Below are 15,198 nucleotides of genomic sequence, written 5' to 3' on the forward strand. Positions count from 1 at the left end.
TATAAATTTCTATAAATCACACAGGAAAGGAGTATGTAAATGGTAAATAAAGAAATGCTTAAAAAATATGCTGCCTTAGCAGTAAAGGTTGGTGTAAACATTCAAAAAGGTCAAACTTTAATTTTAAATTCTCCTATTGAATGTGCATCTTTTGCAAGAATGATTAGTGAAGTAGCTTTTGAAGAAGGTGCAAAGGATGTAGTTATAAATTGGAATGATGAGCTTTTCTCTAAAATAAGATACATGAAGGCTCCTGAAGAAATATTTGATATAGTACCTAAATGGCAAAAAGAATTTTATATCTCCTACGCAAGAGAAGGTGCTGCTTTTTTAAGTATATCTGCATCTGATCCTGAAGTTATGAAGGACGTAACACCTGAAAAAATAGCTAGATTTCAAAAATCTAGAAAAATAGCATTAAAAGAATATAGTGATAGACTTATGAGCAATAAAAATAGCTGGTCTATAGTATCTGTCCCTACCGAAGCTTGGTCCAAAAAAGTTTTCCCAGGAATTTCTACCGAAGAAGCTATTGAAAAAATGTGGGATGCTATATTTGCAATTGTGAGAGTTGATAAAGAGGATCCTGTAGCTGCTTGGGAAGAGCATAAGAAGAACTTAGAAAAAAATACAAAAATATTAAATGATTATAATTTTAAATACTTATATTACAAAAATTCTATAGGAACAGATTTAAAGATAGAGCTTCCAAAAGATCATATTTGGCTTGGTGGGGCTGACCAAACTCAAGATGGCGTTGAATTCATTGCAAATATGCCTACAGAAGAAGTATTTACTCTTCCATTGAAAACAGGAGTAAATGGCACTGTTGTAAGTTCAAAGCCATTAAATTGTAATGGAAATTTAGTTGAAAACTTTTCTATTACTTTTAAGGATGGAAAAATCGTAGATTTCAAAGCTGAAAAAGGTTATGATTCTTTAAAAAGTCTTATAGAAACTGATGAAGGCGCTCATTATTTAGGTGAAGTTGCATTAGTTCCATATGATTCTCCTATTTCAAATTCAAATATAGTATTTTATAATACTTTATATGATGAAAATGCCTCTTGTCACTTAGCTATAGGAAAGGCTTACCCTGTATGCTTAAAAAGCAGTGACAATATGAACGAAGAAGAGTTAGAAAAAGCTGGAGTTAATAATTCTTTAGTACATGACGACTTTATGATAGGAACAGCTGACTTAGAAATTACAGGTTTAACTTATGACAACACAGAAGTGTCTATATTTAAAAATGGAAATTGGGCATTTTAAAGGTGGTGTATAAATGAGAAAATTTTTAAGTATGTGTCTTATTTCAACAGTATGCATGCTTATGCTTTTAGGTTGCAGTGCAAAATCAGGAAGCACTAATACCATAGAGAAAAAAACTAAAGACTCTATAGTTGTTGTTAAAAATACTACTCCTGAAGAAGCAATCAAAATTTACTATATGTATCAATTAGATACAGACTCAGAAGAATTTAAATCATCTATATATCCTTCTAACACTACAAATATTAAATTGTTAAATGTAAAATCTAAGGCTTATGATGTAAAAAAAGTATCTTTAAATCTGATACATTCAATTGATAAAAGAGATAATCTTTCTGTAGCTCTTTGTTCCTTTAAAACTTCAATGAGTAATATTCACGAAGAAAAGCTAGACTTTGAATTTTTAAATTTGCTTAATAAAAATGGATCTTGGTACGTTATTACTGATTTAAATTCCTTGAATTCTACAGATCAAAATACCCTACAAGATATGACAACTAAGCTGAGTGATAAATCTCTTCAAAGTGAAGATGTGCAAAAAATTGCTGAGTCCCAATTAAAATTTGATGATAAATATAGTGATTTTCTTGAAAGCTCTGGAAAGAAGCTAGAAGATTACATGAAAAAAGAAGGAATAATATACTAAAAGGAAATTGCATTGCAATTTCCTTTTAGTATTTCTTTTATCTGATTTTTTTATTTTTTATAATTACTAAAATCACAATCGAGGCAAGTATTCCTATAAGGCTTACAAGTTGGGCAATTCTTATAGGTCCAAACATTAAACTATCTGTTCTAAGTCCCTCAATAAAGAATCTTGCTAAAGAATACATGCCAATATATGTAGCTAAAACCACTCCATCCTTACTTTCTCTTTTAAGTAAATATATTAAAATGAAAAACACCATCAAATTCCACAGTGACTCATACAAAAATGTAGGATGATAATAACTTCCTTCTATAAACATTCCCTTTTGAATAAATTGAGGAAATCTACTTATAAACTCATAAGTTACCTCACCCCCATGCGCCTCACCATTAAAGAAGTTTCCCCATCTGCCTAATGCTTGAGCAAAAATCAGCCATGGTACTGCTGCATCTGCATATTTTATAAAGCTTAAATTTTTATTTTTAGTATAAATCCATGCAGATAGGAATGCACCTATTACTCCTCCATGTATTGCAAGCCCTCCCTCTCGTATGTTAATAGCCTCAAATAATGTATCATAATCATTTAAATTAAATAATACATAATATAATCTGGCTCCAATAATAGCAAAAGGAAGTGCAATAAATACTATATCTTGCATCTTTTCATAATCTATACTTTTTAACTTACATGTATACTTTGAAAATATAACCCCGATAAGTATACCTGTAGCAATAAATATTCCATACCATCTTACATCCAAGCCAAAAATATTAAACGCTATTGGATTCACTTTACTTCCCCCTTTAGATGTCCTTTTATTATACAGCTTATTATTATACCATATATTAATGTATAAATAATGAATTTTTTCTTTGAAGTTCCATAAACTTCTTAAATTTTTTAACATCCATTTCATCATAAGTTTTTATAAAATCTATAACCTTTTCCTTTGCCTTATCATAAGCTATAAATGTATCTCTTGCTTCCTTTTCATTATAATATACCTTCCAATATCCACATAACAAGCAATCTTTATTTTCTCCACAAATAAATACTTGAACATCTTTTAATGGAATTCCTAAAAATATGCCCATTTCATGAGGGCAACACACCTTAAATCTATCCCTCAAGTGATTTAAACACTTAGTTAAATTATAAAAATTATTGTACCCAAAGTTTTTTAAGAACTGCATATTTTCATTATTAAAAATAATCTTTTCTAGTTTTTGTTTTTCATAAAACAAAACTGTACATTTCTTATCATCTTCTGCTAATTCAAATGCTTCTATATCCATAAGCTTAATATATTCATTTCCATACTTCTTCCAAAGCTTGTATAAATCTCTATCATCTTCACTAAATGTCAACATTGTGGAGGGCTTATTTTCTAATATACTTGGAGCAATATGATAGCTTATTGTAACATATAACAAATCTTCTTTATTAAAAGTTTTAATATATTCTACTTCATCTCTTTTGCACATAGTTTCTACTCCTTTATAATTGATAATGATTTTTGTCATTAATCATTCCAATATATACCCAAACTTTCCTTGTCAATATTATTTTTCCACAGTGTAACACTTTTTACCCTTAAATCATAAAATAAAATGGAGATTTCATAAGATAAGTTAATAAGTAATTAAAAATAGATTACTATATGATATTCATTTAAGTCTGATGTTGTTAAATAAATTGAGCTACACTTATTTATAAATTTACCTTACTTTTATAAAAAACTTCGTAAATCTTACGAAGTTTTTATCTAAAATTATTTATTCAATTTTTTGTACATTTATTGCCGCTGGTCCCTTTTCCTTTTCTACCACATCAAACATTACCTCTTCACCTTCGTGTAAGTCCTTATCATGGGTTTTTTCTTTTATTTGCATATGATGCACAAACACGTCTCTTCCATCATTTGCAGATATAAATCCATATCCCTTATCATTGTTAAACCATTTAACTACACCAGTAAACATAGTAAATTACCTACCTTTCTACATTAACAATTTTAAGTTTTTAGCTTTAATTTTTGTATACTTTATATCATCCTTATATTTTATTAATTGTCTTTGCTTTATTATTATTTCTTAAAGTACATTCTAGTATGTATGTTGAAAATATGCATTCCTAAAGTTTCGTTAATTATAGCTGGGATTTGTAATTAAAAGCAAATTTTATTTAATTATATATATGAAATTTCCTTGTCTATTTTTATGTGTTTTTGGTATCCTAATAATATATTAACTATAAAGGAGGTTAAATTAATATGGGTTTATTTTCTTTATTTAAAGGGCATAAAGAACCGCCTACATTTAACGTTGTAGTTAAACCAGAAGTATTAATAGACTTGAAAGAAGCCTTAAGTACTTCAAAAAAAAGTGCAGTGAGAGTTAATATGGCTGGTTTTGGCTGAGGAGGCCCTAATCTAAATGTTGTTCTGGATGAGCAGCAGGAAAATGATATAATTATAGAAAAAGATGGTGTGAAATTTGTAATAGAAGAAAAACTTGCTCGCATTGTTGGCCCTACTGAAATAGTAAAATTAGGAAGTGATTTTGTTATTAAAAAATCTAGCAGCTACTGCTAAATATTAAATTCATTTAAAATTTTGTTGTTGGTAATTGAATAAGACTTAATTCTATTTAAACTTGTATATTTGTAATAATAAAATCTCTAACCACTAATCTCTAACCGCCATATTTAAAAGTGCTTAAAGACAATTAGCGGCTAGAGATTAGAGACTAGAGATTTTTAATTAAGATTTTCGCGTAAAAAGTTTTTCAAAATTTCCTCAGTTTGAGGATTTATATATTCATTCACTTTTTCCCCGTCCCTAAAAATTATAACCGTTGGAATGGTATTAACCTTGTACTCTTTAGGAGTTTCCGGACTCAAATCCACATCCATTGCAATAAATTTAACCTTACCTTCATATTCTGCTGATACCTTATCAAATACTGGAGCAAATTTTCTGCAGTATGGACACCAATCTGCAGAGAGTTTAACTATTACTGGTATGTCAGAATTTAAAACATCTTCTTTAAAATTCTCATCATTCACACTAATTACCACAACATTTCCCTCCATATATATTAAATTCTTAAAATTGCTGCGTCTAATCTCTTATATATTCCTTATTATATTTTATCCCATATCCATAGTATAAATCTATAAAGTTTATAAATGTTTATTATTTGTTAATAATCTCTATTAGATTAACGAGATAAAAAAAGAAAGCCTGCATTGCAAACTTCCTTTTCTATAAGTGATTGTTATATATCAATTCATTAAAGCACTTATGGCTTATTAATAATATTTATATAAATATTATAGGTGCTTTTCTACAGCTGCTTTAATAGCGTCCTTAGGTCTAAATCCAACTAAAGTATCTACTGCCTTACCACCTTTAAATATCATAACAGTAGGAATACTTGCTATTCTAAACTGACTAGCTGTTGCAGGATTCTCATCTACATTTACTTTAACAAATTTAGCTTTTCCAGCTAATTCTTCTGAAACTTCATCTATTACAGGTGCAAGCATCTTGCATGGGCCACACCATACTGCCCAAAAATCAACTACAGTTGGAATATCAGATTTTAAAACTTCTTGTTCGAAACTATTATCTCTTACTTCTGTTACCATTTTCAATACCTCCATCATACCCCTAAGGGGTATTATTTATATTACTATTCTATGCTAAATTTATATTTTAGTCAACTACTTTTATTAATTTTTTCCTTATTATTTTTAACTTTTCAACTAACAACAAATTATCAATTATTTAATTATTTATCTACCATTTTAAATAGTTTTAAGTACTGTCCATAACCTTCTTCTTCAAGCTTATCTACTGGTATAAACCTTAATGCTGCACTATTTATACAGTATCTAAGTCCACCTTTATCTTCAGGTCCATCTGTAAACACGTGTCCTAAATGAGAATCTCCATATTTGCTCCTGACCTCTATTCTATGCATACCAAAGCTAAAATCAGCTTTTTCCCTTATATTTTTCTTTTCTGCTGGTTTAGTAAAACTAGGCCAACCACATCCTGAATCAAATTTATCCTTAGATGTAAAAAGTAGCTCTCCTGAAACTATATCTACATATATGCCATCTTCATTATGGCTCCAAAATTCATTTTCAAAGGGTGCTTCTGTAGCATTTTTCTGGGTAACATCATATTGAAGTTTACTTAATTTTTCTACTTCCTTTTCCTTATTAAAATTCAAACAATTCTTATCCATAATCATCCTCTTGTCTTTAAATATATAATACTCAAGTGATAATATTAGCTTTAAATCATCGCCTAAATATATGATACCACAAAAAAATATTTTTATTATTTTATTAAAACAAAGTTAATATTTTTTGTTGATAACTACATATATTGTAAAGATATCTGTATTACCTCTTCCCTTGACTGTACTGTAGACTATTGATATAATTTACACTATACTTGTCGAATTTTGTACAAAATCATTTACTGAGGTGAGATTATGTGTCGAAATATTTTTTCTCATACTCTATTCGACTTGAAATACACTTCTTTTAAGAAAGATAGGTATGTTGAAGTTAATACTAAGTTTTTTATAAGTAACTTTATTGCATTTTTATGGATGACATTTTCTATATTTTTATCCCTCCCATGGCTTAAGGATCTTTCAAGCTTATTAACTTTTCCTGTTGCACTATTTGCAATAGGAGGACTTGGATATATCCCTGGTTATATAAACATGTTTGTTCTAACAAGTTTATTATTAGATAGACAACCTAGGTTCAATAAAAGAAAGTCTATAAATGAAATCACAATAATTATAGCTTGTCATAATGAAGAAAAAAGAATTACAGATACCCTCTCATATATCCCAAAGCAAGACTTTGATGGAGCTATTAAAGTAATTGTAGTTGATAACGCTTCTACTGATAATACATTTAAAGTTGCTAAACATGAAGGTAAAAGGCTTGGACTAGATATTTTAGTCATACAGGAAAATAAACCTGGAAAACACAATGCTTTGAATACAGCTTTAAAATATGTTGAAACTAATTACTTAATAACTTTAGACGCTGATACTATTTTGCATAAATCTGCTTTAAAGCATCTGATATCTAGAATGGAATCTTCTCCTTCTGATGTTTGTGCGGTAGCGGGAACTGTGCTAACAAGAAATAGCCGCTATAACTTTGTAACCAAGCTTCAAGAATGGGATTATTTTCTAGGTATTGCAAGTATTAAAAGATTTCAGGGTCTTTATCAAGGTACACTAGTTGCTCAAGGAGCTTTTTCATTGTATGAAACAAGTATAATAAAAAATATTAACGGGTGGCCCGATGCCATAGGAGAAGATATAGTTCTTACTTGGAACATTTTAAATAATAATAAAAAGGTTTTTTTTGAGCCACTATCTGTTGCATTTACAGATGTACCTACTAGCTTAAAACACTTAACTCGTCAAAGAAGTAGATGGGCAAGGGGTATGATTGAGGCTCTAAAACTTATAAAGCCTTGGAACCAGCCTATAATGTATATCAAGTATTTAACTACAATTAATTTTATTATGCCTTATTTAGATATTGCATATACATTTTTTTTCATCCCTGGCCTAATACTTGCATTTTGGGGCAATCATGCTATAGTTGGCGTAATGACTTTATTTGTACTTCCTTTAGCACTTCTTCAAAACTATGTACTATATAGATATCAACGAAATGTATTTAAAAGTCTTAAACTACAAATTAGAAAAAATTTTCTAGGATTTGTAGTTTATGTCCTAGCATATCAAATGCTTATGAGCCCTATGTCATTAATTGGATACTTCCAGGAGATTTTAAAGCTGAGGAGAGTTTGGAAATAATAAACTCTTCTCTTTTCTATTTTAAATACTATACTCATAATTTCTGTCTATTTAGAGTATCATTTACTATATATATTTATAAATATATTGATTTTATTAGCTAAAGATGGGAGAATAGAAAAAATGCCTAATAATTTTCGGCATAAAAAACTAATTAAACAACTTATAGGAGGGCTTAAAATGGATTTTAACAACTTATATATACAAATTATTGTAAGACTTTTTCTTTCTATAATAATTGGTGGGCTTATAGGGTACGAGAGAGAATATAAACAACGTCCAGCTGGCTTTAGAACCCATATTTTAGTTTGTATTGGCGCAACTGCAATTTCAATAATCCAAGAAGTAGCTGTTCATGACATGACAAAGCAGATAGCTGCAAATCCCGCTCTTGTGTCATCACTTAAGGTGGATATAGGCAGAATGGGTGCACAAGTTATAACTGGTGTTGGCTTTTTAGGTGCTGGTACTATAATCCATGAAAAGGGTTCTGTAAGAGGCCTTACTACTGCTGCAAGTATATGGACTGTAGCATGTATTGGACTCGCCATAGGTCTTGGATATTATTTTTTAAGTATTGCTGCAGCAGTAGGAGTATTTTTAGTATTGGTTAGCCTTAAAAGATTTGAAGTGAAATTTTTAGACAAAAATAAAATTATAAAAATTGAACTGCAATATTTAAATAATAGATTTGTGCAAAAGGCTGAAAGACTTTTTAATGCTAGAAGTATAGAAGTTACAAGCGTATCATTCACCACTGACGAGGAACTAAACTATCACAAAGCATTTTATACCCTCTCTACGCCTTTATCAATTTATCCATCTTCACTAATACAGGATTTATGTACTATTGAAGAAATCATATCTGTAAAGGAATATGATGAAGAATAACTGTATAAAGCATAACATTTAAAATAAATATTACTGCTTTACTTTTATTTGTTTAACATAGTTACTACAACAATGCAAAACGGAGTCCATATAACCGGGCTCCGTTTTATACTATTGCACCTTTTTTTCTAATTCTTCTAGTAAATCTATATACTTTTGTTGCGTTTTACTTTCTTCAGCAGTTTTTTCTACATTTATGCATTCCTCTTCAACTGCTTTTTGTTCTTCAGATGATAATGCTCTTTCTGCATATTTATATATAACTGTATCTTCCTTTTCAATATGTCTTTTTAATAGTTCTGCATAAGCTATAGCATTAGCTATTACATCAAGTCTAGATTCATCATTGCCTTTTTTTAATTCTTCAAGAGCTTCTTCTAATAGTTTTATATGCATTCTTCCTAAGTCATGTTCCATAAGCATTCCCATTATAGGTCCACTTTGAGTCGCTCCCCCCATTTTTTCACTTAGTCTATTAAACAGAGAATTTTCTTCTTTCATATGGTGATGTTTATCTGCATAATTTCTAATAAAGTCTATTATCTTGTAAAAATCGTTGATATCGACCTCTTCATTTTTTAACACTTTATAAGAATATTTTCTCACAACTTGAAGCATTCTTATTATATTTTTATGTTCATTCATCATAAGCTCAATAGCATTCATAATGATACCTCCTTTTAAATTACTTTCTATATATTGTATTTAGTCTGTGTCCATTTTCATCTTTTACTTCATATGCATATTCCTCTGAAAGAGCTTCTACAAAGGCACGAGTCCATTCTTCTCTTAATGCATAAAAGTTTGAAACGTTACCCTGTACTTGGTTCCAGTATTGTGTATGAAGACAAGTTGTTGCAAACCAGCTGAATACATCTTTAGTATTTTCAGAAACCTCATTTACACGATCACAAGGCATTCCTTCTAATATATAGTTATTTATAACATTAAATATTTCATCTGGTGTCTCAAGTGCATATTCTCCTTTATGTTTTGCACCTGCTTCTGTACCTTGAGACTTATATATATTTTTTAAATCTTCCTTGTAATTTTCTCCATTTGGTGAATCTATAACCTTAGTTATTATAAATGCCTGTCTTAGTTCTGCTCTATTTATCTTATCTTGAAGCCATCCATGAATATTTGATGTATCTATTACATCTTCAAGAGCTACTCTTCCTACAGGAGCGCCAAACTTTTCTATAGCTTCTTTTTCCCATTGTAGCATAGACAAGTCTGATTTGCCCTTGCCCCAATCTATTATTTCTTGCTCCAAAGATTCAAACCACGCTATTTTATCAAATAGCCAATAATGTATTTTACCTAAAAACTTACTCATATTTATATTCCTCCTAAAATTTACTTGTTAAATTTATTTTCTCTACTAGTATTTTCTTAATTCTTATTTTATATGTTATTAATTTAAAACTCGGTATCCTATGTTACCACTTTGTAAAAAAGTATACCTTTTTAGTGGAATTATGTTTTGTTTTTATCTTTTAGTCAAAAAATGAATAACTTCTGAGCTTATATTCATATACGCTCAGAAGTATTTTGTTATAATTTAAAATTCTTTACTATGTTATTAAGGGTTTCTGCAAGTTCAGATTGTTCCTGTGAAGATTTTGCCACTTCTTCTAATGCAATGGCTGTATCGTTAGTATTTGCAGAAATCTCTTCAGAACCTGCTGCAGTTTCCTCCGCAGTTGTAGATACAATTTCAATAGCACTACTTACCTGAGTCATAATCTCACTCATTGATTTACTTGCAATGGCTATCTCCTCTGATAGTACACTTATAAATTCTGCATCCTTTTCATATTGCTCTCCTGTATTTAATAGTAGTTCATAGTTAGGCTTAACCTTATCATCTATAAATCCTAACACATCTTGAGCATTTTTAGAAAGGTTATTAAATGCTTCTTGCACTTGTGATACTGTATTTTGAATATCTGATACCGCTTGAGACGACTGTTCTGCAAGCTTTCTAACTTCATCTGCAACTACTGCAAATCCTCTTCCCTGTTCCCCAGCTCTCGCAGCTTCAATTGCTGCATTTAACGCTAAAAGATTCGTTTGGCTTGCTATATCTGAAATTGACTCCGCCATTATCCTAACTTCTTCTACAATCTTTCCCTTTTCAATAGCTTCAATAATATTACCTTGTTTTTCTTCATAAATTTTTGTTGCTGTTTCTATAGATTCCTTGCCAGTTCTTTTTATTTGGCCAGCACGAGCTTTAATTTCTTTTGAGGCTTCACTTCCGTCTCCAGCTTTCTTAGAAAGCTCATGAGCAGTAGAGACGATTTCTTCTGTAGAAGCATTTACTTCTTCCGCAGTGGAACTCAAGTCCTGAGTGCCCCTTGATATTTGTGTAATAGCCATGTTTACTGTATCTACTTTTGAAGAAATATTATCAATAGTTGAAGAAAGTTCTACACTAGACGTACTCAATTTTTCTGAGCCCTCATCTATTTCAGCTAATATATTCTTAATATTTTCTTGTGCTAAACTCAGTGATTTTCCAAGACTTCTAAGTTCATCATGAGACTGTATGTCTAAACCATGAGTTAGATCTCCTGCTCCTAACGCTTGACTAAATTCTAAAATCCTTTTAATATTTCTAGTAATATAAGACTCGAATAATAAAATAATGACTAATATTAATGCTATAAACATTAAGCTTATAAATGTTAGCTTATACATCAAATTCTTTAAAGGACTGTACAGTTCATTTTTAGACATTGAAATTCCAAGCATCCATCCTGTTTCTGCTATAGGCGCATAATATACAATATTATCTCCATTTTCATCTGAATACTCACCAACAGACTTTTGTTTTGAAGTCATCTTTTGTCCAAGTTCTGCTATACTCTTATTTTTGTCTTCCTTTATATTGGTTTTCATTATTTTTGAAGCATCTACTCCTGCCATATACACTCCATTCTTGTCAAGTAAGAAGGCCTTTCCTGTACTTCCCATTTTTGCTTCGTCAATGAACTTTTGAATATTTGTTAAATCTACATCTCCTGTGGTTACACCTAAAAGTTTTTTGTTGTTATCATAAAATGGAACTGTAGCTGTAACCATTGTAACTTTTCCAACTTCATCATAATATGGGTCAGACCATACGACTTGTTTATCGGTATTAGTTCCAATCTTATACCATTCTAAATTGTGATAATCATATTTTTCATTACTATATTCATCTGTATAAACTATGGCGCCTTTATCTTTATAAACATATGGTCCAAAATATTTCTTATCTTTTTCATACATAAAAGGTTCAAACCAAACTCCAGCTCCAAAAGTAGCACCATTAACTGCAGTATATCTTTTTAAAATTGATTCATATTGCTCCTCTGTCATGGTGCTTCCTAAAGTTTCAACAGTTCTAGCAAGGATATTGGGAATTCTACTGTGATTTGTAAGATTTTTTTCTATAGATTCAACTATATGATTAATTTTAAAATCCATTTTATGATTAATTTCGTTATTTATTATACTCTTGGAATTTTCGTAGCTTAAAACAGATAACACTAACATTGAAATTATTGCACATGGTAATACAGTCGTTAATATTCTTTTGCGTATTGATGTAAATTTAAATATTTTCATATAAGTCTCTCCTTTTTAACGTCTATTTTCTATAAGTGTCCAGTAAAACATCCAATGCTTTTCAATTTCATCCAAAGTAATTACTTTATTTATTGCTGTTATTTCAAATAAAAAACAATCCACAAATTTATAAAATATGTCCTCATGTTCCTGAAGTGGTAAATCTTTTATAATACCTTTTTCTATACATTCATTAAATATTTCCTTCATATGAATATTAAATTCACTTGCATTTTTATAAAAAATATCAAATACTTTTTCCCTTAGTTCATCTGGAGGAAACATTACATTTCTAAGTACAAAAACCGTTCTTTGCTTGTCCTTTATATAAGCAGTTACATAATGCGTATATACATCATGCAATATATCCTTATATGGTTTTCCCTCACTACTTATTATGATGTCTTTAACTTCTTTTATTATTTCCTCCCAGCCTTCTGCAAATACCTTTAAAAAAAGTTCTTCTTTTGACCCAAAATGTGCATATAATGCGGCAGGAGTTATTCCTAATGATTTTGTTATATCTCTTACAGAGGTTCCTGAATACCCTTTCTTTGAAAATAAGTTCACTGCTGTTTTTTTAATTTCAACCGACAACTATACCCTCCCCTAACTTAACGAACGTTTATTTATTTATAATAATATAATTTTTTCCAAATTTCAATATATTTCTCATTATTTTTTCCAAAACTTATATAATTGATAAATAATTGTAACTTATAAAAAAGAAGCTTGCATTTGCAAACTTCTTTTAGTCTTTTAATTAAATTAATAAAAATCATAGTTTATTCTATTCTTAGACCATTTTTTGTAAAGCTATTTAACACTTCACAGCTTTCCTCTGTTACCAATACTAAATCTTCAATTCTTACTCCCACTTCTCCTGGAAGGTATATTCCTGGTTCAATAGAAAATATCATGCCAGGCTCCACTATGTCTGTATTTATTGATGATACATCTCCCAAATCATGTACATCTATACCTATTGAATGGCCTGTTCTATGAGTAAAATACTTACCATACCCTTTGGATTCTATATAGTCTCTTGCAGCCTTATCTATATCGCAAAATCTAACTCCTGGCTTTACCATATTTATAGCTCTGTTATTAGCTTCTAGTACTATATTATATATTTCTTCTGATTTTTCAGGTATGTTTTTATAAAATACAGTTCTAGTCATATCAGAACAGTATGATTTATATTTACATCCTATATCTAAAATTACGCAGTCCCCTTCTTTTACCCTTGAGTTATCACCTTCATGGTGGGGATCTGCTGCATTTGCTCCATAAGCTATAATTGGTTCAAAGGAAAATCCCTCTGCTCCTATTTCCTCATATATCTTTAATAGTCTTTGACCCATTTCTTTTTCTGTTAATCCTTCAGGTATTATATTTATAAGTCTTTCTATAGCTTCATCATTTATCTTTGAAGCCTTTCTCATAAGTTCTTTTTCTTCTTCATCCTTTTTCATCCTTATTTCATCTATAATGTCCGATCCATTTATATAACCCTTAGCTGCATTATGCTCCATTAATTTTAATAAAAATTTAGCTGGCCAGTTTTTATCTATACCAATTACCTGATCCTTATTTATATAATTAGTCAAAAGTTCTATACTATCATCTGTATCTTTAAACCAAACCTTTTCCACCCCTAAGTCCTCATATACTGGAAAAAGCTCATTTATAAACAGCTTATGTTTTCCAGCTAAGTTTATGTAAAGCGCAAGCATTCTCTCTCCTGGATGAATCCATTTTCCTGTTAAGTAAAATATAGAAGATGGATCTGTTATTATGAGTTGTGATATATTTTTTTTCTCCATATCATTTAATACTTTTTCTAGTCTATTTCGTTTCATTTCTTAATACCCCCTTAGTTAATTTATACTTTTAGTTTACCACAAAATATTATTATCAATTACATTAATATACCATTAAGTTTATTATGTATAATAATTCCAATTAATTGCTTTTACAAGCTTATACTGAATAAACTTAAGAAATTTTTAATATTTGTATTTTCTTTTATTTAAGAATTAAGTCTTATAGTATTCCTTAGAAAGAAAATTTTAAGGAGTTGTTAAAATGCAAAATAATAAATCTTTAGCAATGCTATTTTCATTAATGCCTGGGGCAGGTCACATGTATATAGGGCTGCAGCGAAAAGGAATTCAAATTATGGCATCGTTTTTCTTAATAATTGGGCTAAGTGACTGGCTCCGTATTTCCTTTACTATGTTTTTGGTTCCAATAATTTGGTTTTTTAGTATATTTGATGTTCGAAAGCAATTGATGTCTGATAAACCTATTGCAGAAGATGAAGGCATCAACTTTGTATGTAAAGGTGATGAAGTAAAGTTAATAGCTTATGGACTTATAATAATTGGGATTTTATCTATGATAAACAGAGTAATATTTCCATCATTAAACATATATCTAGATATGAGAATTGAAAATTATATAAGAACATCTATAGCTTCTATTTTATGTATAGGTATTGGAATAAAGCTTCTAGCAGGTAAGAAAACTAAAAAAACTGGAGGAGATAAGCCATGCGCCAATGGACAACAGGATCTTTTACCTTAGGAATATCTTTTATATTTCTTGGAATAGTTCTTTTTTTATCTCCTTCTCAAGATATACTAACCCTTGTAAGCTTTCTTAAATGGTGGCCAGTACTTTTAATACTCTTAGGCACAGAACTTTTAATTTCAAACTCTATGTGCCTCTTTTCCTCAGAAAAATTTAAGATAAAAGGTATTAGTATCTTTTTAATACTATTAATACTTTTCATTTCTGCAGTAAGCTGCATACTTGTAAGCTTACCACAGGACGCTTGGATAAGTATTCAGCACTCAAAAAATACCTTTTAATAAAAACAAGCAGTAAGTAGTT

General features: G+C 29.8%; 18 protein-coding genes. 7 read left to right on the top strand and 11 right to left on the bottom strand.

Going from position 1 to position 15,198, the window contains the following annotated elements:
- Positions 1-39: 39 nt before the first annotated feature.
- Positions 40-1,272, top strand: a complete 1,233-nt coding sequence (locus JOC70_RS04735) for an aminopeptidase (protein ID WP_204597719.1) — start codon at positions 40-42, stop codon at positions 1,270-1,272.
- A 13-nt stretch (positions 1,273-1,285) separates the two neighbouring features.
- Positions 1,286-1,918: a hypothetical protein gene (locus JOC70_RS04740; RefSeq protein ID WP_204597720.1), complete on the top strand. Its 633-nt coding sequence runs from the start codon at positions 1,286-1,288 to the stop codon at positions 1,916-1,918.
- Between the two features lie 37 nt (positions 1,919-1,955).
- Here the strand turns inward: JOC70_RS04740 and lgt are convergent, their stop codons facing one another.
- From lgt to JOC70_RS04755, 3 genes are all read right to left on the bottom strand, one after another.
- Entirely contained in the window at positions 1,956-2,714 is a 759-nt protein-coding gene (lgt, locus tag JOC70_RS04745; RefSeq protein WP_341534851.1) for a prolipoprotein diacylglyceryl transferase, read from the bottom strand.
- A 55-nt stretch (positions 2,715-2,769) separates the two neighbouring features.
- The gene (locus tag JOC70_RS04750; RefSeq protein ID WP_204597722.1) at positions 2,770-3,408 is read right to left on the bottom strand and encodes a DUF3793 family protein; all 639 of its coding nucleotides are present in this window, start codon (positions 3,406-3,408) and stop codon (positions 2,770-2,772) included.
- A gap of 291 nt (positions 3,409-3,699) precedes the next feature.
- Positions 3,700-3,906 (bottom strand): cold shock domain-containing protein, encoded by a 207-nt coding sequence (locus JOC70_RS04755; protein WP_035310694.1) that lies wholly within the window; start codon positions 3,904-3,906, stop codon positions 3,700-3,702.
- A gap of 290 nt (positions 3,907-4,196) precedes the next feature.
- Between JOC70_RS04755 and JOC70_RS04760 the strand changes: the two genes are divergently transcribed.
- Positions 4,197-4,343, top strand: a complete 147-nt coding sequence (locus tag JOC70_RS04760) for a hypothetical protein (protein ID WP_204597723.1) — start codon at positions 4,197-4,199, stop codon at positions 4,341-4,343.
- 338 nt (positions 4,344-4,681) lie between these two features.
- On the opposite strand, the gene JOC70_RS04765 is transcribed toward JOC70_RS04760, so the two are convergent.
- The 3 genes from JOC70_RS04765 to msrB all read right to left on the bottom strand — a co-directional run bounded on the left by JOC70_RS04765 (position 4,682) and on the right by msrB (position 6,180).
- Complete coding sequence (locus JOC70_RS04765) at positions 4,682-5,002, bottom strand: thioredoxin domain-containing protein (protein ID WP_204597724.1); 321 nt, start codon at positions 5,000-5,002, stop codon at positions 4,682-4,684.
- A 255-nt stretch (positions 5,003-5,257) separates the two neighbouring features.
- Positions 5,258-5,575, bottom strand: coding sequence for a thioredoxin (gene trxA, locus JOC70_RS04770; RefSeq protein ID WP_204597725.1), 318 nt, complete (start codon positions 5,573-5,575; stop codon positions 5,258-5,260).
- A gap of 143 nt (positions 5,576-5,718) precedes the next feature.
- Complete coding sequence (gene msrB, locus JOC70_RS04775) at positions 5,719-6,180, bottom strand: peptide-methionine (R)-S-oxide reductase MsrB (protein ID WP_204597726.1); 462 nt, start codon at positions 6,178-6,180, stop codon at positions 5,719-5,721.
- Between the two features lie 252 nt (positions 6,181-6,432).
- Here msrB and JOC70_RS04780 point away from each other — a divergent pair, with 252 nt between their 5' ends.
- Positions 6,433-7,791: a glycosyltransferase family 2 protein gene (locus JOC70_RS04780; RefSeq protein ID WP_204597727.1), complete on the top strand. Its 1,359-nt coding sequence runs from the start codon at positions 6,433-6,435 to the stop codon at positions 7,789-7,791.
- Between the two features lie 180 nt (positions 7,792-7,971).
- Positions 7,972-8,682, top strand: a complete 711-nt coding sequence (locus tag JOC70_RS04785) for an MgtC/SapB family protein (protein WP_204597728.1) — start codon at positions 7,972-7,974, stop codon at positions 8,680-8,682.
- Positions 8,683-8,793: 111 nt separating this feature from the next.
- Here the strand turns inward: JOC70_RS04785 and JOC70_RS04790 are convergent, their stop codons facing one another.
- The 5 genes from JOC70_RS04790 to JOC70_RS04810 form a co-directional block, all read right to left on the bottom strand.
- Positions 8,794-9,348, bottom strand: a complete 555-nt coding sequence (locus JOC70_RS04790; protein WP_204597729.1) for a hemerythrin domain-containing protein — start codon at positions 9,346-9,348, stop codon at positions 8,794-8,796.
- 19 nt (positions 9,349-9,367) lie between these two features.
- Positions 9,368-10,021 (bottom strand): hypothetical protein, encoded by a 654-nt coding sequence (locus JOC70_RS04795; protein WP_204597730.1) that lies wholly within the window; start codon positions 10,019-10,021, stop codon positions 9,368-9,370.
- Positions 10,022-10,239: 218 nt separating this feature from the next.
- A complete protein-coding gene (locus tag JOC70_RS04800) occupies positions 10,240-12,300 on the bottom strand; it encodes a methyl-accepting chemotaxis protein (RefSeq protein ID WP_204597731.1) in 2,061 nt (686 codons plus the stop codon).
- Between the two features lie 15 nt (positions 12,301-12,315).
- Positions 12,316-12,897 (bottom strand): TetR/AcrR family transcriptional regulator, encoded by a 582-nt coding sequence (locus JOC70_RS04805; RefSeq protein WP_204597732.1) that lies wholly within the window; start codon positions 12,895-12,897, stop codon positions 12,316-12,318.
- Between the two features lie 188 nt (positions 12,898-13,085).
- Positions 13,086-14,162 (bottom strand): M24 family metallopeptidase, encoded by a 1,077-nt coding sequence (locus tag JOC70_RS04810; protein ID WP_204597733.1) that lies wholly within the window; start codon positions 14,160-14,162, stop codon positions 13,086-13,088.
- Between the two features lie 226 nt (positions 14,163-14,388).
- Here JOC70_RS04810 and JOC70_RS04815 point away from each other — a divergent pair, with 226 nt between their 5' ends.
- Positions 14,389-14,889, top strand: a complete 501-nt coding sequence (locus tag JOC70_RS04815) for a hypothetical protein (RefSeq protein WP_204597734.1) — start codon at positions 14,389-14,391, stop codon at positions 14,887-14,889.
- Positions 14,856-15,176 carry a LiaF transmembrane domain-containing protein gene (locus JOC70_RS04820; protein ID WP_204597735.1) on the top strand — a complete coding sequence of 107 codons (321 nt, stop codon included), beginning with the start codon at positions 14,856-14,858 and terminating at the stop codon, positions 15,174-15,176. Before JOC70_RS04815 ends, JOC70_RS04820 begins: the two co-directional genes overlap by 34 nt.
- Positions 15,177-15,198: the final 22 nt, after the last annotated feature.

The organism is Clostridium pascui, assembly GCF_016908015.1.
Lineage (GTDB): Bacteria > Bacillota > Clostridia > Clostridiales > Clostridiaceae > Clostridium_AK > Clostridium_AK pascui.

What these genes read in the sequence shown, in the direction of transcription:
- JOC70_RS04815 (WP_204597734.1), top strand. Translation starts at nt 14,389, where the DNA reads ATGCAAAATAATAAATCTTTAGCAATGCTATTTTCATTAATGCCTGGG.
- JOC70_RS04790 (WP_204597729.1), bottom strand. Translation starts at nt 9,348, where the DNA reads ATGAATGCTATTGAGCTTATGATGAATGAACATAAAAATATAATAAGA.
- JOC70_RS04820 (WP_204597735.1), top strand. Translation starts at nt 14,856, where the DNA reads ATGCGCCAATGGACAACAGGATCTTTTACCTTAGGAATATCTTTTATA.
- JOC70_RS04735 (WP_204597719.1), top strand. Translation starts at nt 40, where the DNA reads ATGGTAAATAAAGAAATGCTTAAAAAATATGCTGCCTTAGCAGTAAAG.
- msrB (WP_204597726.1), bottom strand. Translation starts at nt 6,180, where the DNA reads ATGGATAAGAATTGTTTGAATTTTAATAAGGAAAAGGAAGTAGAAAAA.
- JOC70_RS04740 (WP_204597720.1), top strand. Translation starts at nt 1,286, where the DNA reads ATGAGAAAATTTTTAAGTATGTGTCTTATTTCAACAGTATGCATGCTT.
- JOC70_RS04795 (WP_204597730.1), bottom strand. Translation starts at nt 10,021, where the DNA reads ATGAGTAAGTTTTTAGGTAAAATACATTATTGGCTATTTGATAAAATA.
- JOC70_RS04810 (WP_204597733.1), bottom strand. Translation starts at nt 14,162, where the DNA reads ATGAAACGAAATAGACTAGAAAAAGTATTAAATGATATGGAGAAAAAA.
- JOC70_RS04780 (WP_204597727.1), top strand. Translation starts at nt 6,433, where the DNA reads ATGTGTCGAAATATTTTTTCTCATACTCTATTCGACTTGAAATACACT.
- JOC70_RS04760 (WP_204597723.1), top strand. Translation starts at nt 4,197, where the DNA reads ATGGGTTTATTTTCTTTATTTAAAGGGCATAAAGAACCGCCTACATTT.
- JOC70_RS04755 (WP_035310694.1), bottom strand. Translation starts at nt 3,906, where the DNA reads ATGTTTACTGGTGTAGTTAAATGGTTTAACAATGATAAGGGATATGGA.
- JOC70_RS04785 (WP_204597728.1), top strand. Translation starts at nt 7,972, where the DNA reads ATGGATTTTAACAACTTATATATACAAATTATTGTAAGACTTTTTCTT.
- JOC70_RS04800 (WP_204597731.1), bottom strand. Translation starts at nt 12,300, where the DNA reads ATGAAAATATTTAAATTTACATCAATACGCAAAAGAATATTAACGACT.
- JOC70_RS04750 (WP_204597722.1), bottom strand. Translation starts at nt 3,408, where the DNA reads ATGTGCAAAAGAGATGAAGTAGAATATATTAAAACTTTTAATAAAGAA.
- trxA (WP_204597725.1), bottom strand. Translation starts at nt 5,575, where the DNA reads ATGGTAACAGAAGTAAGAGATAATAGTTTCGAACAAGAAGTTTTAAAA.